At 63.4% G+C, this 16116-nt stretch carries 27 protein-coding genes; 16 read left to right on the top strand and 11 right to left on the bottom strand.

Features of this window, described 5'->3' with window-relative positions; genetic code table 11:
* Positions 1-38: 38 nt before the first annotated feature.
* Entirely contained in the window at positions 39-653 is a 615-nt protein-coding gene (locus H8F24_RS04380; protein WP_197171119.1) for a cytochrome b/b6 domain-containing protein, read from the bottom strand.
* A 193-nt stretch (positions 654-846) separates the two neighbouring features.
* Here H8F24_RS04380 and mscL (H8F24_RS04375) point away from each other — a divergent pair, with 193 nt between their 5' ends.
* Together mscL (H8F24_RS04375) and H8F24_RS19875 are read left to right on the top strand one after the other, a co-directional pair.
* Positions 847-1227, top strand: a complete 381-nt coding sequence (gene mscL, locus H8F24_RS04375) for a large conductance mechanosensitive channel protein MscL (protein ID WP_197158144.1) — start codon at positions 847-849, stop codon at positions 1225-1227.
* Positions 1228-1406: 179 nt separating this feature from the next.
* Positions 1407-1538 (top strand): hypothetical protein, encoded by a 132-nt coding sequence (locus tag H8F24_RS19875; protein WP_255518223.1) that lies wholly within the window; start codon positions 1407-1409, stop codon positions 1536-1538.
* Here H8F24_RS19875 and H8F24_RS04370 read toward each other — a convergent pair whose 3' ends face one another.
* On the bottom strand, positions 1539-2492 hold the full coding sequence (locus H8F24_RS04370; protein WP_197171117.1) for an IS1595 family transposase: 954 nt from the start codon (positions 2490-2492) through the stop codon (positions 1539-1541). It lies immediately after the preceding gene.
* Positions 2493-2739: 247 nt separating this feature from the next.
* Positions 2740-3291, bottom strand: a complete 552-nt coding sequence (locus tag H8F24_RS04365; protein WP_197171115.1) for a hypothetical protein — start codon at positions 3289-3291, stop codon at positions 2740-2742.
* 257 nt (positions 3292-3548) lie between these two features.
* Here H8F24_RS04365 and H8F24_RS04360 point away from each other — a divergent pair, with 257 nt between their 5' ends.
* Positions 3549-3827, top strand: coding sequence for a cupin domain-containing protein (locus H8F24_RS04360; RefSeq protein ID WP_197171113.1), 279 nt, complete (start codon positions 3549-3551; stop codon positions 3825-3827).
* Between the two features lie 22 nt (positions 3828-3849).
* Positions 3850-4086 (top strand): hypothetical protein, encoded by a 237-nt coding sequence (locus H8F24_RS04355; RefSeq protein WP_197171111.1) that lies wholly within the window; start codon positions 3850-3852, stop codon positions 4084-4086.
* Positions 4087-4262: 176 nt separating this feature from the next.
* Here the strand turns inward: H8F24_RS04355 and H8F24_RS04350 are convergent, their stop codons facing one another.
* The 7 genes from H8F24_RS04350 to H8F24_RS04320 form a co-directional block, all read right to left on the bottom strand.
* On the bottom strand, positions 4263-4499 hold the full coding sequence (locus H8F24_RS04350; RefSeq protein WP_197158154.1) for a chlorophyll a/b-binding protein: 237 nt from the start codon (positions 4497-4499) through the stop codon (positions 4263-4265).
* A 240-nt stretch (positions 4500-4739) separates the two neighbouring features.
* On the bottom strand, positions 4740-4883 hold the full coding sequence (locus H8F24_RS04345) for a chlorophyll a/b-binding protein (protein WP_197158156.1): 144 nt from the start codon (positions 4881-4883) through the stop codon (positions 4740-4742).
* A gap of 7 nt (positions 4884-4890) precedes the next feature.
* Positions 4891-5292, bottom strand: a complete 402-nt coding sequence (locus H8F24_RS04340) for a hypothetical protein (protein ID WP_197171109.1) — start codon at positions 5290-5292, stop codon at positions 4891-4893.
* A 7-nt stretch (positions 5293-5299) separates the two neighbouring features.
* Positions 5300-5533, bottom strand: coding sequence for a hypothetical protein (locus H8F24_RS04335; RefSeq protein WP_370594796.1), 234 nt, complete (start codon positions 5531-5533; stop codon positions 5300-5302).
* 301 nt (positions 5534-5834) lie between these two features.
* The gene (locus H8F24_RS04330) at positions 5835-6677 is read right to left on the bottom strand and encodes an alpha/beta fold hydrolase (protein ID WP_197171107.1); all 843 of its coding nucleotides are present in this window, start codon (positions 6675-6677) and stop codon (positions 5835-5837) included.
* A 13-nt stretch (positions 6678-6690) separates the two neighbouring features.
* Positions 6691-7413 carry a lysophospholipid acyltransferase family protein gene (locus H8F24_RS04325; RefSeq protein WP_197171106.1) on the bottom strand — a complete coding sequence of 241 codons (723 nt, stop codon included), beginning with the start codon at positions 7411-7413 and terminating at the stop codon, positions 6691-6693.
* An 89-nt stretch (positions 7414-7502) separates the two neighbouring features.
* Positions 7503-7766, bottom strand: coding sequence for a hypothetical protein (locus H8F24_RS04320; protein ID WP_197171104.1), 264 nt, complete (start codon positions 7764-7766; stop codon positions 7503-7505).
* A gap of 168 nt (positions 7767-7934) precedes the next feature.
* Between H8F24_RS04320 and H8F24_RS04315 the strand changes: the two genes are divergently transcribed.
* The 9 genes from H8F24_RS04315 (at position 7935) to H8F24_RS04275 (ending at position 13968) form a co-directional block, all read left to right on the top strand.
* Positions 7935-8585 carry a DoxX family protein gene (locus H8F24_RS04315; RefSeq protein ID WP_231598096.1) on the top strand — a complete coding sequence of 217 codons (651 nt, stop codon included), beginning with the start codon at positions 7935-7937 and terminating at the stop codon, positions 8583-8585.
* A 543-nt stretch (positions 8586-9128) separates the two neighbouring features.
* The gene (locus H8F24_RS04310; protein WP_197169629.1) at positions 9129-10265 is read left to right on the top strand and encodes an IS5 family transposase; all 1137 of its coding nucleotides are present in this window, start codon (positions 9129-9131) and stop codon (positions 10263-10265) included.
* 207 nt (positions 10266-10472) lie between these two features.
* Complete coding sequence (locus H8F24_RS20095) at positions 10473-10685, top strand: hypothetical protein (RefSeq protein ID WP_370594795.1); 213 nt, start codon at positions 10473-10475, stop codon at positions 10683-10685.
* Positions 10627-10929: a hypothetical protein gene (locus H8F24_RS04300; RefSeq protein WP_197171100.1), complete on the top strand. Its 303-nt coding sequence runs from the start codon at positions 10627-10629 to the stop codon at positions 10927-10929. The genes H8F24_RS20095 and H8F24_RS04300 overlap by 59 nt, the downstream gene beginning before the upstream one ends.
* A 180-nt stretch (positions 10930-11109) precedes the next feature.
* Positions 11110-11490, top strand: coding sequence for a large conductance mechanosensitive channel protein MscL (mscL, locus tag H8F24_RS04295; RefSeq protein WP_197158170.1), 381 nt, complete (start codon positions 11110-11112; stop codon positions 11488-11490).
* Between the two features lie 194 nt (positions 11491-11684).
* Positions 11685-12164, top strand: a complete 480-nt coding sequence (locus H8F24_RS04290) for a hypothetical protein (RefSeq protein WP_197171098.1) — start codon at positions 11685-11687, stop codon at positions 12162-12164.
* A gap of 235 nt (positions 12165-12399) precedes the next feature.
* Entirely contained in the window at positions 12400-12666 is a 267-nt protein-coding gene (locus tag H8F24_RS04285; protein WP_197171096.1) for a hypothetical protein, read from the top strand.
* A 336-nt stretch (positions 12667-13002) separates the two neighbouring features.
* A complete protein-coding gene (locus H8F24_RS04280; RefSeq protein ID WP_197171094.1) occupies positions 13003-13443 on the top strand; it encodes a hypothetical protein in 441 nt (146 codons plus the stop codon).
* 48 nt (positions 13444-13491) lie between these two features.
* Complete coding sequence (locus H8F24_RS04275) at positions 13492-13968, top strand: hypothetical protein (RefSeq protein ID WP_197171093.1); 477 nt, start codon at positions 13492-13494, stop codon at positions 13966-13968.
* Here H8F24_RS04275 and H8F24_RS04270 read toward each other — a convergent pair.
* The gene (locus H8F24_RS04270; protein WP_231598095.1) at positions 13880-14470 is read right to left on the bottom strand and encodes a molybdopterin dinucleotide binding domain-containing protein; all 591 of its coding nucleotides are present in this window, start codon (positions 14468-14470) and stop codon (positions 13880-13882) included. The two genes, H8F24_RS04275 and H8F24_RS04270, sit on opposite strands and share 89 nt — an antisense overlap.
* A 7-nt stretch (positions 14471-14477) precedes the next feature.
* On the opposite strand from H8F24_RS04270, the gene H8F24_RS19165 reads away from it, so the two are divergent.
* From H8F24_RS19165 to H8F24_RS04255, 3 genes are all read left to right on the top strand, one after another.
* The gene (locus H8F24_RS19165) at positions 14478-14831 is read left to right on the top strand and encodes a hypothetical protein (protein WP_231598094.1); all 354 of its coding nucleotides are present in this window, start codon (positions 14478-14480) and stop codon (positions 14829-14831) included.
* Positions 14832-14901: 70 nt separating this feature from the next.
* Positions 14902-15441: a hypothetical protein gene (locus tag H8F24_RS04260; protein ID WP_197171089.1), complete on the top strand. Its 540-nt coding sequence runs from the start codon at positions 14902-14904 to the stop codon at positions 15439-15441.
* Between the two features lie 37 nt (positions 15442-15478).
* The gene (locus H8F24_RS04255; RefSeq protein ID WP_231598093.1) at positions 15479-16090 is read left to right on the top strand and encodes a GNAT family N-acetyltransferase; all 612 of its coding nucleotides are present in this window, start codon (positions 15479-15481) and stop codon (positions 16088-16090) included.
* Positions 16091-16116 lie beyond the last annotated feature (26 nt).

The raw sequence follows: 16116 nt of genomic DNA, 5'->3' as shown, positions 1-16116 counted from the left end.
GGGCTCAGGCGGGCATGGAGATTCAGACGGGCCTGCACTCAAGCGAGCATTGAGCGCAGCAGCCGCATCCCGCCGATCCGCCACGACAACAGCACGTGGGCGATCAGCAACAGAGCGATGGCAGGGATCGTGGCGAAATGGCAGACCCGCAGGGTCTGCCAGGCGGTGACACCGAAGGCCTCCCCGAAGGAAAACAGGCTCGAAAGCCACCAGAACTGGGCCGGCTTGTACATCGCCAGGCCGGTGATCAGGCTGAAGCCCAGCAGGATCAGCATCAGGCTGTACACCAGCCGGTGGCTGGCCAGCTGGCGCTTGCCAGCGTTGCCGCTGCCCTTGAGGGTGCTCAGATCACCGGCCTGGGCCAGCCGCCGCCGCCGCTGGACCAGCAGCAGGGCGATCCAGACGCCGAGGTTGAGGGCGTAGAGCCCCATGAACCCGAAGTGCCAGTCGCGCCCCCCCGCCAGCCAGCCCCCCAGCGTCAACAGATCCGGAATGGTGGCGCCTTCGCGGCCGCCGAACACGGGATTGGCGTTGTAGATCTGCAGGCCGCTGGCCGCCATCACCACCAGCACCAGCAGGTTGAAGCCATGGAAGGCCCGGGTCCACCAGGGGGCGTGCCGGATGCGGGCGGACTGGACCGGAGCCTCGGGCATGGGTGAAGGCGAGCCTGAAGGGGATACCGGTGAGCCTGGCGGATGGATTGTTGGAAGGGTTCCACTGATCTTGGCGCCATCGCTTGACACGCCATTGCCACGTCATTGCCAGGTCATTGCCAACGATGCCGCCTCGAGGGTTGTCCGTTCTTCCGGCCGGTAGGTTGTCGCGAGTCCTCCGGATGTTCGGCTGATGGCCCCGCGTCGCTCCAGTTTCCTTGCCGATTTCAAGGCCTTCATCAACAAGGGCAATGTGGTTGACCTTGCTGTAGCGGTGGTGATCGGCGGCGCCTTCGGCAAGGTGGTCGACGCAGTTGTGAGCCTGGTGATGACCAGCCTGCTGGAGCCCGCGCTCAAGGCTGCCCAGGTCGACTCGATCAACGCCTGGCCGGCCGGCGCCGTGATCGTGGCGCTGATCAACTTCCTGGTGATCGCCTTCGTGGTGTTCCTGATCGTGCGGGCGATCGAGGCCACCAAACGCAAGGAGGAGGCGGTGGCACCTCCCGATACTCAGGCCCAGCTGGCTTCGGCGGTGACAAGGCTCGCCGAGGCGCTCGACCGCAAGGGGCTGTAGGAGACGGCCGCAGGAGCCGCTGCAGATGGGGGTTGTCAGGCCCCCTTCTCGATGCAGAGGTCTTGAAGGGTCCGAAAATCGGCTGGCACGCTGCCAAGCGCACCTGTCGGTCCGTGCGGTGGGGCAACCAACTGGGGAGTCCCGTGACCCCATTGCAGTCCGACGTTCCCGTCCCGTCAATGGCCTGTCCGTCTGCCCGGCTGGTTGCACCCCCTCCCGTTCCCAGCCGCCATGAGCGCAGCGCCAATGGCGGCCGGCTGAGCAGCCTCAAGCTGGATGCCAAACGCAGCGGCTACCTTCAGCTGACTTGATTACCCATAAGCCTCCGCAAGCCTGAGATCCCGCTCCGTGCAAGGCATGCAGCAGCAAACTGCATTGGCGATGCGCTCGGTCATCTCAGCCATGGCAAAGCGCCGATTGAAGCGGAAGCAGAAGCCGCCCAGGTAGCGCTTGGCGTACTTGTCAAAGTTGAAGGCATGGAAGGTGCCGTTGAAGCTGGTCTTTAGGTTGCCCAGCAGGGTGTTGATCCAGCGGAACTGCGGCAGGTCGTTGGGGTGCTGGCCGGTGGTGACATTCGCCTTGTGGTGGCAGTTGGCCGTGGTCACGGCGCGGAAGCAGGCCAGGCCATCGGAGAGTACATCGCTACCGGGAGTCAGATTATTCAAGGACCAGTTAGCGATCGCCTCTGAACTGAAGCTATTCACCGGCGCGATCTTTGCGTGGATCGGATGGCCGGACTCGTTCAACGAGACGGCTGCCACGATCGGAATCTTGTTTTCTGATCCGCGACCCACCTTGCCGCCAGTGCGTTCTCCGCCGAGGTAGGCATCATCTATCTGAATCTTTCCCCGCAGCAGATACTCCTCCTCCCGTTCGCTCATCGCCCGCAGGATCTTGTTGTGAAGCAGCCAGGCGGTGTCGTAGTTGACGCCCAGGTGACGACTCAATTCCAGCGAGGAGATCCCGTTCTTGGCCTGGCCGATCAGATAAAAGGCCAGGAACCAGTTTGTCAGAGGGAGCTTGGTGGCCTGCAGGATCGTGCCGGCCGTGAGTGTTGTCTGATGGCCGCAGTTGCGGCATTGGTAGCGCTTGAGTCGTCGGCCGTAAACCAGGCCATGCTCATGCCTATTGCAGCGAGGGCACCGGAACCCATCCGGCCAGCGAGCCTTCTCCAGAGCAGCCTCACATTGCTCCTCTGTGCCGTAGAGCCGCTGGAACTCAGGCAGAGACAGGCCCTTCTGGAACTGGATGCCGTTGCGCGCCATGGCCAGAACAGTATCTGCGTACCACTCTAGTCGGGACAAATGGCCTGCACGGAGCGAGCTGGGTAATCAAGCAAGCGATTCGTGGCCCGCGAGGTGTTTGGCATCCTGCGCGGGGGGCCTGCGGTGCGAACGGCACCCGGCCTGATCAGCAGCCGGATTGGAACAGTCCTCCAGGCTCCCGCCGGAGCCGTTGCCTGCCCCTCCAAGGCAGGCGGCGGTTCCGGCGGAATCAGAGCCGGCCGGTGGTTCAGCTGTCGACGGGAATCAGCACATCGAGCAGCTCGGTCCGTAACGGCTGGCCGGGTTGCTCCGGCACAACGAGGACGACGGCCTTGGCCTCGATCAGATCGCTGTCGTCAGCTATGGCCTCGCTATCGGCATCCCAGCTCTCCAGCGCTGCATCCAGCCAGCGGGTCTTGGTTTCCAGAAAAGCGATCGCGTCATCGGGACTCCAGCGGGCTTCGCTGCCGCGGCAGGGATAGCGCTGCAGAAGCTCGAGGATGCCGATCTCCTGCAGCTCAGGGGTGCCGGAGGGGTCGCGCACCAGCACGGCGTCGGCATCGGTGGAGTTGTCGATCAGCTTCTGGATGTCGCTGCGATCGTCGTCCTCCTCCAGCTCCTGCCAATCCCGGAGATCAATGACCTTCTCCAGCAGGGCCTGCAATTCATCCATAGGCATCGGTGGCGCTTGTTTTGGCCTGGTGGGATGGGAAGCGAGCTCGATCAGGCCTTCCGCTGCCTCGATGATCTGCGTCAGCGCCATTTGCTCCGCCACCAGGGTGAACGTGGTCTCGGTCAATTCTTCGAGTGGCAAACGCGGAGCATCCACGTCGTTTCGTACCCGATCGATAGCCTCCAAGAGGAGAAGCTGGTTCGATGTGGTGATCGGCTCCACAGCATGGGCAAGGCGGTATCGGTTCCATCTTTGCTCAGCTGTCGTGCCCCTCCAGTACCGGGCAACCACCTGCCGATGACGGAGGTGAGGCGGGGCTTGACAGTCCAGAGGAGTGTCAGGCTGGAAGCAGACAATGGCCTCTGGTTCTCAAGCAGACAGCCATGGCCTCCGGCATCACGGTTACGTCCAATCCAGATCCGGCTCAGCTGGCCAGCCTGGGCGTGACGAGCTGGCCGTCCTGGGGATGTGAGGTCAGCACCTTTCCCTGGACCTACGACGAGCAGGAGACCTGCCTGCTGCTGGAGGGGGATGTGACGGTCACCCCCGATGGCGGTAAGCCGGTGCGCTTTGGGGTCGGTGATCTGGTGGTGTTTGACGCCGGGCTGAGCTGCACCTGGGAGGTGCACGCCCCGGTGCGTAAGCACTACCGCTTTGGCTGAGCACTGCCGCAGAGTGGGACAGATGCAGACACCACCCCGCCCCGCGCCCCGTGAGACCACCGAGGCGATGGTGCGCAACATCGGCCGGGAGCTGGCGGAGATCGAACAGGCCATCGGTCGCTGCCGCGGCGATCTCATCGCGGAACCCAAGCTGACCGGCACCTGGATGGCCCACCTGCTGATCAGCACCACGGAGCTGCTGCGCAACCTGCTGATCGAGTCGGCCAAAAGGCCCCAGCGGATCAACGGTTCGGGGTGACGGGCCCCATCCAGCGCCGGTAGAACCAGACCCCGCCGCTGCCCCAGCCCAGCACCCAGGTGAACAGGAAGCCGATGGCCTGGAGGTTGCCCGTCATAGGAGTGAGAGGGGAGTGGTGGCCATCAAAATCCCCCGGGGTTGCCGGGGGTGGTGGGAAGCTTGAGCGGAGCAGGAGCTCAGAAGCAGAAGGGCAGGAACTGGGTGCGGCAGGCGGCGTAGCCATCCACCAGGGCGCCGAGGCCGATCTGATGGGCGATTCCAGAACCGGTGAGGCCTTCCACCACGATGCCGATCACGATCCCGAGCATGGCGGCGCGGCCGTTGAACAGTTCAGCGCGCTTGAGCTGCTCCATGTGAATCAGCTGCTCGGCGCGGTTCTCGAACCATTTGTCGTTGGCAGGGGTGTTGGTCATGGGAGCTCCGGTGCGGTGGATGGTGGTCTTGGACGAATGGCTCAGTCGGCCGGTCGGGGCTGGAGCAGGGCACCTGTGATCCAGGCGCCGATCAGCAGGAGAGCAAGAGTGCCGGTCATCGCTGGGGGGTGGGGGCGAGATCGCTGGGGCGGGTCAGAACGAATGCGGTCATGCCGGTGAGCAGCACCACCAGTGCGACGACGGCGGTGATGGCGGCGGAGTAGTCGGTACTCATGGCGATCAACCGAGCCCGATCTGCTGAAGGATGCCCTGGCCGGTGAGCAGCTCGGTGGCAAGGCCGATCACGAAGCCCAGCATGGCCAGGCGGCCGTTCCAGGTCTCGGCGAAGGCGACAAACCCGAAGCGGGGAGCGGGATCAGTCATGAGTGTTTCAGTTCGTTACGACAACTGTAACGCCATGTGAAGCGGTTGGGACATGGCGGATTCCCGCATGGGTGCCTGAATGGTGGGAGCGCCGGGCCGGCAGGGTGATCCATTCCCCCGCCGGCAGCGGGCTGGAGAGCTTGAATCCCGGCACCAGCAGCTGCAGGCCGGCCGGGATCGGCGTGGTGGAGCGGTAAACGGGCAGCAGCAGGGTGGTGCCAGCCGGCAGCGGTTCCTCGCTGGGCCAGCTGGCCAGCTCCGGCTTGAATTGCCACAGCAGGCTCAGGCTGAGATTCGGCTTGGCCGCCACGCTGCTCAAGGTCTCGCCCTCAGCGGTGACGTAGGCCTCGCTCTGCTGCAGCACCACCAGCGCGAGCGGAACTGGAACTGGCTGGCAGCTGAGCTGCACCAGAGGTTCAGGCCTCGTGCAGCAGGCCCAGGGCCTGCATCACTTGGAGACGGATGCCGCCCAGTCGGCTCCAGGCTCGCACCGCATCCTCTCTGCTCCGGTAGGGACGCCAGTCGTCTTCAGCGATGCGGCGTTGCAGATGGGCCGCCACGCGTTGCGCGACAGTCACATCGCTGGGCCTTGCCAATCGCAGCGTTTTCCTCCCGATCACCACTTCGGCAGCCATGGCACTCCGGGTCACCGCTGGAAGGCAGGGTTCATTCCAAGCCATTGCCGCAGCTGCGGCGTAACCAGCAGGAACAGGAAGAGTCCCATCGCCATTGCGCAGATCACAAAGCTGATGCCGAACAAGCCGAGCAGCCCCGGCCCCCACCAGCAGGCCACGAGCAGAACAGCCCCATAGCTATGGAGGGGTGATGCCCATCGCCTGGCTACCGAAGGACCTCGTCATATCAGACTGCAGGCGCCAGGCCGTGAGCAGGGTTTTGGCGATGCGCCTGAGCTCGGCAACGTCGTTGCAGGCATCGCCAGGGCCGCCGGGGCTACCGGAGAATCGCGGCAGGCTGGACTGGAGCGCCCATCGCCCGGGTGAGTGACAACCGATCAGACCACTGAGCCTGCGACTTGAGGATGGCAGATAAATTGACCTGACTCTCTATAAGGCAGGCATGCCCGCTATCGGGAAGCAGCAGGGTTGTTGCCCTCGGCAGACAGCGTTCCAATCGCCACGCCTCGCGCCGGGAAGGGAGGAGGCGATCCGCTCCTGAGGCCAGGATCAGAACAGGCTGACGAACGCGATCGATTGCAAGATCCTCCAGACGAAACTGCCGGAGCAATGCCAATCGCCAGGCGGCACTCTGGGGGCTGACTGCCTGCATGGCAGCCAGCAGCCGCTGCCGTCGTGGCCTGCTGACCCGGTGGGATGCAATCAAAAGATTGCAGAGACTGAGGGTGGAGAGTCGGTAGAGCGGTGCCGGCAACAGCTGAGTCAACGAACTGCAGGCACTGATCCATGGTTGTCGCCCGGCTGATGAAGCGGGATTGACCAGAATCAACTGGTCACACAGGTCTGGAAAGTGCGAGATCAGGCTCAACGCCAAACAACCTCCAAACGATTCGCCACAAACTGTGGTCGTGTGGCCAGGATGCCGTTGCTGCTCCATCCTGATCAGAGTGGCCACCCGCTCGGTCAGTTCGCCCCATCCTGTGCGGTCGTCTGGGGGAATTGACAGACTGCGGATGTCAAAGTGCGGGCTGAGTCCGGCAACCTGGGATTGCAGCAAGGTGCCGCTGCCGTCCATGCCAGGCAAAAAGACAAACAACGGCCGAGATGGTGTTGCAGGCGTGCAAGGGATTAGCCGTAAAATCTTGGAGGTGGTGATCATGAATCTGGAAGCCTCAGCAGCGTCTGTGAGCCAAGAATTCAGCAATCTGGCTCCAGCAGACCTGGGTGATTTCTCTGACAACAGTGGCTCCGCTGCTGCCTCGATAGCGGGATCTCAAACCCTTATCGATCAGCAGAGGATAGCCAAAGAAAACATCAACATGTCGATAGACGACCGCAGAATGCCAGCCATCACCTTGAAACAGTGCTTCCGATGGATCGAAACGCCGAAACCATTCAAGCGGTGCAAGCTTTCCCTGCTTTTCATCCCTTGAAGCGATGGCAACTGGCAGAATCGCCAGGTCATCCACCGGCACCCTCAGGGCAAGATGGGCAAAACCCCTGTGGAACGGGCTCAGCTGATGGGGGGCGTTGACCTTCACCATCGGATCCGCGCCTTCGGGAAACACGCCTACCACCTGATTGTCTTGCAAAAACCTTGCTGACTTCAGAAAGAATGACGACTGCCTTCCTTGACCAGTCTTGAGCGGGAAGGCACCCATCAGCATCATTGCCTGCTGCAGTAGCGGCACTTGACTCATGTAATAGTGATAGACGAACCGCACCGGCCGACTGATCGCCGTCATCAGCAGGGGAGCATCAAAAAGACTGCGGTGGTTGCTGACAATGAGTAATCGATTCCTGGTGGGAATTCTCTCAAGATTGTGCAATGACGCTGAAATCCCTGCGGCACCCAGCAGGCTGCGTGACAGTTGCAAGGGGATGGGGTGTTGCATGCTTGCGATCTTTCCAGTCTCAGCAACGTGAAGGGCAAGCGGCTGGTTCCACCTCGCTGGAGGGACGCCACCTGATGCTGGCCTTGCCGTCAGGTGGTTCGGAGCAGGGAGGATCTGCTCCGCCGGTCCAGCGGCACGAACCACTCGCGCAGCACCTGCCGTTTCCCTTGCCAGTGCGGTGCAATTCGGCACCCCAGTTGGATCTGCCCATGATCCAGCAGCCGTCCCAGCCGCTGCATCGCCGCTTGTTCGGATCTCGAAAAGCGACCCTGCTGGCTGACCAGCCAGTCGATCTCGGCCTGGGTGATCACCCCGGAACTGAGGCTCTCGAGGAACAGCTCGCCAGCGGTCATCGGCTTGTAACGGATCTGTTACATCCTGGCGATTCGGCGGGACCTCCGCGAGGTCTCCACCACCGATCTGTTGCTCGGATGGCCTGCTGTGACTTGGCCCGGACGCGCACCCGGCGCTTCACGTTCCTTCATAAGGCTTGCCATGATTTTTGCAAACGTTTCCTCCCAGTGTCCACGTCCACCCTGCTCGAGCTCTTCGTGGCCTTCATGGCCGCCTGCTTCGCCCTCTGGTTCGTCGCCCTCGGCAAGCCCGTCACCAGCTTTGCCCCTCCGGCTCGGCTCACGGCGTTGGCTCCCGCGGTGAAGGCCTATCTGAGGCCCGGCCCCATGGCGTCCTTCGGTCTGCTGCTGCTGCGGCTCACCATCGGCGCCCTGATGATTCACCACGGCCAGGAGAAGCTCGCCGATCCCCAGCAATTCGCCAACACCTATGTGGCCTCGCTGCATCTGCCCTTCCCGCTGTTTTTCGCCTATGCCGCCGGTTTCTCCGAGCTGATCGGCAGCTGGCTGGTGATCCTCGGCCTGCTCACACCCCTCGGCGCCCTGGCCCTGAGCGGCACGATGACCGTGGCGGCCTACCAGCACATCTCCACCGCCGGCTTCAACATCTACGTGCTCGAGCTGGTGCTGCTGTACCTGGGCGGCAGCCTTGCGCTGCTGTTCAACGGCCCTGGCCGCTTCTCCTTTGATGCCGGCATCATCCCGGCCGTGCTCGATGACATGAGCGTTGTCGCTGCCTCCGACTCGGCTGTGTCGTCTGGCGACGTTGGCGACCTGCTCGCGATTCCCGTGCCCGTGACCCACAGCCCCCGGGGTTGAGTGCCCTTGCCTGATGAGGCGGCGCCAGGCCGCAGGGCCAAGCAACGGTGTCGCTCTGCGGAGCTTCAGTCGGGGCGCTGCCTATCCCGACCTCGGCCTGCGTCCCATCGATGGCCACCTCATCGGGGAACAAGGCCGCCACAGCGGCTGGAGAACGATCGCACTCAGCCTCTTCACAGACGCCCCGTAATCTGCCCAGATCCCAGTGACTGCAATGGATTCGGGCGAGAGAATACGGTGTGCAGAAGCCCAGGCCCTTCCGTCCCTGGCAGCCGGAGCAGACCACCTTGCTGCCGCCATCACCGAGTGATTGGCTCCCGGATGACCACCGGGTGTAGTTCCGGCTGGATCTGATCTGGTCGATGCGCTGGCTCTCTCACAGGTCTTGATCCCCGCTCTGGCCAAGGATCCCCGCGGGGAGAAGGGCTTTGATCCGCGGATGTAGCCGCAGGCTTCCGCGCAGCGGTTGACGATGCGGCTGCTTTACGAGTTTGCTGAAAAACCCGGCCATCTCTGCGAGAATGGGCCAGCTGTCCAGCCCAGATGCGAGGTCAACGGGAGCGCAGCGGCTCCCTGTTCTCCTACGTGTCGATTGAGGATCGGATCCCGGCCGGCCATCCGCTGCGGCGGATCCGCAAGCTGGCCGATCAGGCCCTCGATCGCCTCAATCCCACCTTCTGTGATCTGTACGCCGCAGAAGGCCGGCCATCAGTGCCGCCGGAGCAACTGCTGCTGGCCTCGTTGCTGCAGGCGTTCTACGGCATCCGCTCGGAGCGGTTGCTGCTCGAGCAGCTCCACTACAACCTGCTGTTCCGCTGGTTTGTGGGGCTGAGCCCAGATGATCCGATCTGGCATCCCACCACATTCACAAAAAACCGGGAGCGGCTGCTGAACGAGCAGGTGATGGGGAAGTTCCTGGAGAAGCTGATGGGTGCTCCGGAGGTCAAGCCGCTGCTCAGTGACGAGCACTTCTCCGTCGATGGCACCTTGCTGCAGGCCTGGGCCTCCCATGCCTCACTGGAGCGGATCGATGGGCAGGACGATCCGCCGCCACCGCCGTCAGGCCCTGGCGAGGGTTTTGGCGCTCCAAAGCCCGGCAAGAAGCGAGCGAAAGGGGATTTCCGAGGCATCAAGCTCAGCAACAAGACCCACCGCTCCGGCAGTGATCCCGACGCCTTGCTGGCCCGGAAATCCAACGCCCACCCGGCTCAACCGAGCTACCGGGGTCATGTGCTCATGGACAACCGCCATGCCCTGATCGTCGATTGCAAGGTCACGCAAGCCACGGGCACCGGGGAGCGGGATGCCGCCAAAGCCATGGCCGCGGATCGTCCCGGTGCCCACCAGAAAACCATCGGTGCCGACAAGCACTACGACACCAGGGGCTTTGTCGCCGAGATGCGCCGCATCGGCGTGACGCCGCACGTGGTGCAGAACACCGCCCGATCTGGTGGTTCCGCCATCGATGGCCGCACCACCCGCCACGTGGGCTACGCCAAGTCGATCCATGCCCGCCGCGGCATCGAGAAGGTGTTTGGCTGGATCAAACAGTGGGGAGGTCTGCGCCAGTTCAAGCTGCGCGGCACCGAGAAGGTGAGTGCGGTGTTCGGCCTGAATGTGATCGCCTACAACCTGATCCGCCTGGGCAACCTGCTCAAACCGGCGATGGCGGCGGCGTGAACAGGTGGTTGCCCAGAAGTGTGCCCAGACGGCAGTGATCAGGGAGCCCCAAAGGGGCAAAACACACCAAAAGGGGAGCTCTGAGCCGCTGAAACTCTGAAAACCAGACCGAAATGAGCTGCACCAGCTCTCAGGAGGGAAAAACGCTGCTTCTCAGGCGGTTTTTCCGCAAACTCTTACGCCTGCTACGAGGATCTGGCGTTCCGCGTGCTGACCGGTAATCAGCAACCTGATCACAGCCGCATCAGTGAAGTCCGGCGCCGCAACCTTGATGCCCTCAAAGGCCTGTTCATTCAGATCCCTGGCCGACTGGCCATCTCTGCCGTGCGGCACCAGAGAACTCGAGCAATCCAAACCACGCATGGATGCCCAGCCCTTCCTGCACGTTCGATCAGCCGGGCTGCGGATTCTCCCCGGTGAGGATCAGGAGCTGGTGAACGAAGGCACCTACGGCAAGGCCTGTGCCCTCTATCTGCAGGCGCAGCTCATGGCTCAGGGGTATGCAGTTCCGTTCTTCACCTGCGAAGACTGGGGATGGTGGGTGGAGATCCAGGGCCTGGGTAGGGTCTGCGGGATTGGGATCTACGGCAGGGCCCTCGATGATTCGGAAGATCTTGATCTCTGTGTCACCGTACTCACGCCCAGCGCCAGTCGATGGGCCTGACTTTAGCGCTCAAGCGCAGGATTCTTCGCCCGAGATTGCACGGCTGCAGGAACTGGTTTGAATGATCTTCGAGGCCGATCCAGAAAGTCACGATTCTTGGTGAATCATCTGAGTTCCCCCTAGAGGACTGTCCGTTCTTCCGACCGGTAGGTTGTCGCGAGTCCTCCGGATGTTCGGCTGATGGCCCCGCGTCGCTCCAGTTTCCTTGCCGATTTCAAGGCCTTCATCAACAAGGGCAATGTGGTTGACCTTGCTGTAGCGGTGGTGATCGGCGGCGCCTTCGGCAAGGTGGTCGACGCAGTTGTGAGCCTGGTGATGACCAGCCTGCTGGAGCCCGCGCTCAAGGCTGCCCAGGTCGACTCGATCAACGCCTGGCCGGCCGGCGCCGTGATCGTGGCGCTGATCAACTTCCTGGTGATCGCCTTCGTGGTGTTCCTGATCGTGCGGGCGATCGAGGCCACCAAACGCAAGGAGGAGGCGGTGGCACCTCCCGATACTCAGGCCCAGCTGGCTTCGGCGGTGACCCGGTTGGCCGATGCCTTGGACAGGAAGGGTCTGTAGGGGCGGCCGCAAGAACCACCCGCTCGATCTCCAGCTCGAGATCACTGCGCGCGTAGGCGAGCTCAGCTGGGCCGACCGCAACTCGGATGCACCTACGGTGACTGAGCTGAATCTGGGAGTCGACCACCATCGCCCGCCGCGAGCGATCCACCACCTCAGGAGCCAGCCGAGGCTTTGCCTCCGGTCCACGAACCGTGAGCGCGCCACCGGGCGCTCCGGAAGAGCAGCTGGTGCAAAAACTGCGGCGGATCGAGGCCCTGTTCTCCAGGCCTGGCACAGACGGCGAGCGGGAGGCGGCCGAGCGGGCCCGCGAGCGCATCCAGGGCCGTCTGCGAGAACTGGCGGCCGAGGAGCCCCCGGTGGAGTTCCGCTTTTCCCTGGCCGACCAGTGGTCGCGGCACCTGTTCGTGGCCCTGCTGCGGCGCTATGGCATCCAGCCTTACCGGTATCGCGGCCAGCGGCGCACCACGGTGATGGCGCGGTTGAGTCGCCCCTTCGTGAATGAGACGCTCTGGCCGGAATTCCAGGAGCTGCAGCAGACCCTCTCGGCCTACTTCGATGCCCTCACCGACCGGGTGATCGAGCAGGCCCTGGAGGTGACGGCTGGTGAAGCGGAGGAGCGGGCCGAGCCAGCGCAGCTGGAGCCGATGGACCATCAGGGGTCGTTGCTGTAGGGCGGCACCCGACGCCGCCCAAAGGCTCAGATTCAGATCAACCCGTACTCGATCCACAGGCCTGGCCTGCCAGAACAGATCACTGTGATCAAGGCCCTCTTGTCAAGCGTCAATCTGGGCAAGGCTGCCAACAGGAAACTTTCACCGGCCGATGTAAACGGAAGCGGGAGAAGCGCCACCTGGCTTGACAAATCAAGCCAAAGGCAAGACGATGCAAGCAAGAATCAGAGTCTTGATGACCTATATCCTGTCTGACTTCTTCCCTGGCGCCAGCGAGCAAGAGTACAGGGACGAGATTGCCGCAGTTCATCCCGGTGAGGGCTTGCCGGAAGGGCAGCTCCATCATTTTGCCGGTCAATCCGATGATGGTGTTCTGATCGTTACGATCTGGGATTCCAAGGAGTCTGCCGATCGATTCCTTTCCGACGTTCTGATGCCGCGCGTTTCGGCGTCGAATGGTCTTCGCGGTGAGCGTCAGCACCTTGGCGCCGTTGGTTTTTGATCTTTCGTTGGCAATACCAGGGGCGTGTTCGCCGATCGGCCCGACCGTTGCGGCCAGGCCCAGGATGCGCAGGGCTCGGGTGATGGGGGCCGTTTGGCCTGAACGCACCTCACCGAAGCGGGTCACATCACCGGCAGACTGAACCAAGGTTTCAATGCCTTCCGATGAGTATCATTGCTATGGTATTTGATACTCCTGTGGCCCTGTCGAGGGTGCCCCTCCTCGTCGCCAGCCGGGCACAGAGGGAGCTGGGTTTGCAGGGCAGTCCACCCCGGCCGGCATGCCCACCCTGGCCGGCTGGCCATCTCTGCCGTGCGGCACCTGAGAACTCGCGCAATGCAACCACGCATGGAAGTCCTTCCCTTCCTGCACATCCGATCGGCCGGGCTGCGGATGCTCCCCGGTGAGGATCAGGAGCTGGTGAATGAAGGCACCTACGGCAAGGCCTGTGCCCTCTATCTGCAGGCGCAGCTCACGGCTCGGGGGTATGCGGTTCCGTTCTTCACCTGCGAAGACTGGGGATGGTGGGTGGAGATCCTGGGCCTGGGAAGGGTCTGTGGGATTGGGATCTACGGCAGAACCATCGATGATTCGGACGATCTTGATCTCTGTGTCACCGTGCTTACGCCCCTCGCCAGTCGATGGCCCTGGTTTGGCGCTCGGGCGCAGGAATCTTCTTCCGAGATCGCCCGGCTGCAGGAAAGGCTTCGAATGATCTTTGAGGAAGATCCAGATATCTCGATCCTTGGTGAATCTTCTCAGTTCCCCCTAGGGTGAAGAGCATCACTGCCCCGCCCTGGAGGGAGGCCTGCTCCCCAGACCACTATGGAACCATCCGCTCTCGGCTGTCCGGTCCCACGTGATCGATTCCCGGGCCGCGAGAGGCTCTATCCCTGGATCTACAAGATCCGGGAAGACTTCGTATTCCAGAGCATCCATCGGGGTAAAACGTTTCACGCCGAATGGCTGCGGCTGGAGCCGGATGGAACAGTTACGATCAAGGCCAATGCCACCGGCTATGCCTGGGATGGCTGCACGCCCAAGTTCAGTGTGCTCGGCCTCTTCATTCTGGGCACGCCAGACGGACACATCGACATTGAGACCGGGAAGTCGCTCACCTATCACGCCTCCCTGGTTCACGATGCGTTCTATCAGTATCTCGAGGATGTTCCGATTCCCAAGCGGGAGATCGATCGCCAGTTCTACGACATGCTCAAGGAGCGGCGCTTTCCTCTGGCCTGGCTCTACTACAGGGCTGTTCTGTACTTCGGGGGCTGGGGTGTGAAGCAGCGCAACCTTTAACCAGCACCGGCACCCGCTTGAAGCCAGGTGTGCCGCTCTCGGGATCCTTGTGCGGCCGCATCAGCACATTGGCCTCGGGGTAGAACATCAGCCCCGCGCCGCGGCGGATCGAGCCGGGGATCAGCTCGATCCCCTCCAGGGCGCCGGCCTCGCCCTGCACCGTGACGCGCTGGTGGGCCCGCAGGCCGCTGGCCGCCAGGTCGTCCGAGTTGATCAGCAGCGTGTGGCGGTGCGGCATGCCGCGGTACTGGTCGCCGGTCTTGTACACCACGGTGTTGTGCTGGCCGTAGCTGCGGGCGGTGATCAGGCTGAGCACCAGGCCCCGCTCGCCTTCCGCCAGGCCGCCGAAGTGCTCCGGGCCCGGCAGGGTGAGGTCGGGCAGGGGCGTGACGGCGAGCTGGGCGCGGCCGCTGGCGGTGGGGAAGCGCGGCTCGTGGAACACCCTGCCGGCCACCTCGAACTCGCGCCGGCTGGCGGCGCCATTCGATCGGAGCGCTGCCATTCCGGCGGTGGGCCAGCTCCGCCAGGAACTCCACCTCGCTGATCAGCTGGCCGCCACCTCGCGGGGCACCGCCGGTTGCAGTTCGGCGCCGATCGCCTCCACGCTCTTGAGGCAGCGCTGCAGCGGTTCCCCCAGTTCATCGCGGAAGCCGCCGTTCTGGCCGCCGGTGCCCCAGGCGCACGACAGGCAGGCGCTTTTGTGGGTGAGGGTCTGCCAGAGCCGGGCTCCGGAGGGGCGGCGGCCGGCTGAGCTGCGGTTGGATCGGCTGCCATGTTCGGGTGTGGCCGGGGGGTGCAGTGGCTATGCCGGCAGGGTTGTGATCGGTCAGCACGCCCGCTGGAGGATTCCGAGGAAACCATGAATCAACGGATTCAGAGGGCCTCTGGTCCTCCTCCCTCCGGGTACGTTGAACCTTTTCTGTCGTTGTCGGCATGAACGTCGGTCTCCGCGTTGCCCTCCTTGCCGGGCTGGGCCTTGCCCTCTCCGCGCCTCAAGGCTGGTCGGCGGACGTGTCCAGCGCTTCGCAATCAGCCTGCATGACGGCGATCAACACGCAATACGCTGGCAAGGTGCGCAACCTCAAGGTGGTGCGCAGCGAGTTCTCCCAGGCCAATTCCGAAGTGATGGTGAAAGCCATCGGCGTGCGGGGTACCAGCGAGAACGAAACCTGGAGGTGCCTGGTGTCGAACAGCGGCAAGGTGGAAGATCTCTCCGTGGTTCCCTCCGCCCCGCGCAGCAGCAGTTCCAGCTCGGTGAGCGAAGCGGCCAAATCAGCCTGCATGACGGCGATCAACACGCAATACGCCGGCCAGGTGCGCAACCTCAAGGTGGTGCGCAGCGAGTTCGCCCAGGCCAACTCGGAGGTGATCATCAACGCGATCGGCGTGCGCGGCGGCTCCACCAATGAGAAGTGGCGCTGCCTGGTGTCGAATTCCGGCAAGGTGCAGGACCTGAGCGTGCTCGGCAACTGAAGACGCTGGCCCTGGTTCTTGCATGACGCCGCATGGAATGCAATCCGCCTCCCTGCCGGACCCTGAGCAGCCGCGGCCTCCTCGAGGCGCCCAGCGCGCCATGCAGGAATGGGAGGTCAGCCTTCTCGGCAGAGACTGCCGGGAAGTGGTGAGCCAGCTCTTCACCGAGGTGTTCACAGCCTCCGAAGGTGCGCAGGAAGGCTTGCTGGTGGGCCGGCTTGCCTCTGCACTGTCCGCCCTGATCGACGATCAGGAGGTGATCGCCTTCGGGGCCCAGCAGGGAGCCTGCCTGCTGGGCTGCCTCTTCTTCACCCGCCTGCACTTTGCGCAGCATCAGATTCGTATCGACCTGCTCGCTCCGTTGGCGGTGAGCACGGCCCATCAGCGCCAAGGCATCGGCCTGGGGCTGATCCATCACGGTCTGCAGGAGCTCAGGCGCCGCTCGCTGGCGGCGGTGCTCACCTACGGCGACCCCGCCTTCTATGGACAAGCGGGATTCAGGCCTCTGGCGCAGGAGGTGATCCAGCCGCCGCTGCAGCTCTCGCGGCCGGAGGGATGGCTCGGCCGTTCGCTCACGGCAGAAGCCATTCCCGCCATCCCGGAGCGCCCCACCTGCGTGGAGCCCTTCCGGGATCCGGTGTACTGGTGATGCCCTGCCCCCAGGCGGTGTCCAGA

Source organism: Synechococcus sp. CBW1002 (genome assembly GCF_015840915.1).
Taxonomy (GTDB): Bacteria; Cyanobacteriota; Cyanobacteriia; order PCC-6307; family Cyanobiaceae; genus CBW1002.
Note: the sequence above shows the minus strand (reverse complement) of the source record. Positions and strands in the feature narration are given on the sequence as shown.

Coding starts and splice junctions, on each gene's coding strand:
- H8F24_RS04370 (WP_197171117.1), bottom strand. CDS start 2,492: ATGGCGCGCAACGGCATCCAGTTCCAGAAGGGCCTGTCTCTGCCTGAG.
- mscL (WP_197158170.1), top strand. CDS start 11,110: ATGGCCCCGCGTCGCTCCAGTTTCCTTGCCGATTTCAAGGCCTTCATC.
- H8F24_RS04300 (WP_197171100.1), top strand. CDS start 10,627: ATGGATGCCCAGCCCTTCCTGCACGTTCGATCAGCCGGGCTGCGGATT.
- H8F24_RS04350 (WP_197158154.1), bottom strand. CDS start 4,499: ATGACCAACACCCCTGCCAACGACAAATGGTTCGAGAACCGCGCCGAG.
- H8F24_RS04355 (WP_197171111.1), top strand. CDS start 3,850: ATGCAGACACCACCCCGCCCCGCGCCCCGTGAGACCACCGAGGCGATG.
- H8F24_RS19875 (WP_255518223.1), top strand. CDS start 1,407: ATGGCCTGTCCGTCTGCCCGGCTGGTTGCACCCCCTCCCGTTCCCAGC.
- H8F24_RS04310 (WP_197169629.1), top strand. CDS start 9,129: ATGCGAGGTCAACGGGAGCGCAGCGGCTCCCTGTTCTCCTACGTGTCG.
- H8F24_RS04345 (WP_197158156.1), bottom strand. CDS start 4,883: ATGACTGATCCCGCTCCCCGCTTCGGGTTTGTCGCCTTCGCCGAGACC.
- H8F24_RS04280 (WP_197171094.1), top strand. CDS start 13,003: ATGCAACCACGCATGGAAGTCCTTCCCTTCCTGCACATCCGATCGGCC.
- H8F24_RS04320 (WP_197171104.1), bottom strand. CDS start 7,766: ATGACCGCTGGCGAGCTGTTCCTCGAGAGCCTCAGTTCCGGGGTGATC.
- H8F24_RS04255 (WP_231598093.1), top strand. CDS start 15,479: ATGCAATCCGCCTCCCTGCCGGACCCTGAGCAGCCGCGGCCTCCTCGA.
- H8F24_RS04260 (WP_197171089.1), top strand. CDS start 14,902: ATGAACGTCGGTCTCCGCGTTGCCCTCCTTGCCGGGCTGGGCCTTGCC.
- H8F24_RS04380 (WP_197171119.1), bottom strand. CDS start 653: ATGCCCGAGGCTCCGGTCCAGTCCGCCCGCATCCGGCACGCCCCCTGG.
- H8F24_RS04270 (WP_231598095.1), bottom strand. CDS start 14,470: ATGGCAGCGCTCCGATCGAATGGCGCCGCCAGCCGGCGCGAGTTCGAG.
- H8F24_RS04285 (WP_197171096.1), top strand. CDS start 12,400: ATGACCTATATCCTGTCTGACTTCTTCCCTGGCGCCAGCGAGCAAGAG.
- H8F24_RS04360 (WP_197171113.1), top strand. CDS start 3,549: ATGGCCTCCGGCATCACGGTTACGTCCAATCCAGATCCGGCTCAGCTG.
- H8F24_RS04325 (WP_197171106.1), bottom strand. CDS start 7,413: ATGCAACACCCCATCCCCTTGCAACTGTCACGCAGCCTGCTGGGTGCC.
- H8F24_RS04275 (WP_197171093.1), top strand. CDS start 13,492: ATGGAACCATCCGCTCTCGGCTGTCCGGTCCCACGTGATCGATTCCCG.
- H8F24_RS04330 (WP_197171107.1), bottom strand. CDS start 6,677: ATGATCACCACCTCCAAGATTTTACGGCTAATCCCTTGCACGCCTGCA.
- mscL (WP_197158144.1), top strand. CDS start 847: ATGGCCCCGCGTCGCTCCAGTTTCCTTGCCGATTTCAAGGCCTTCATC.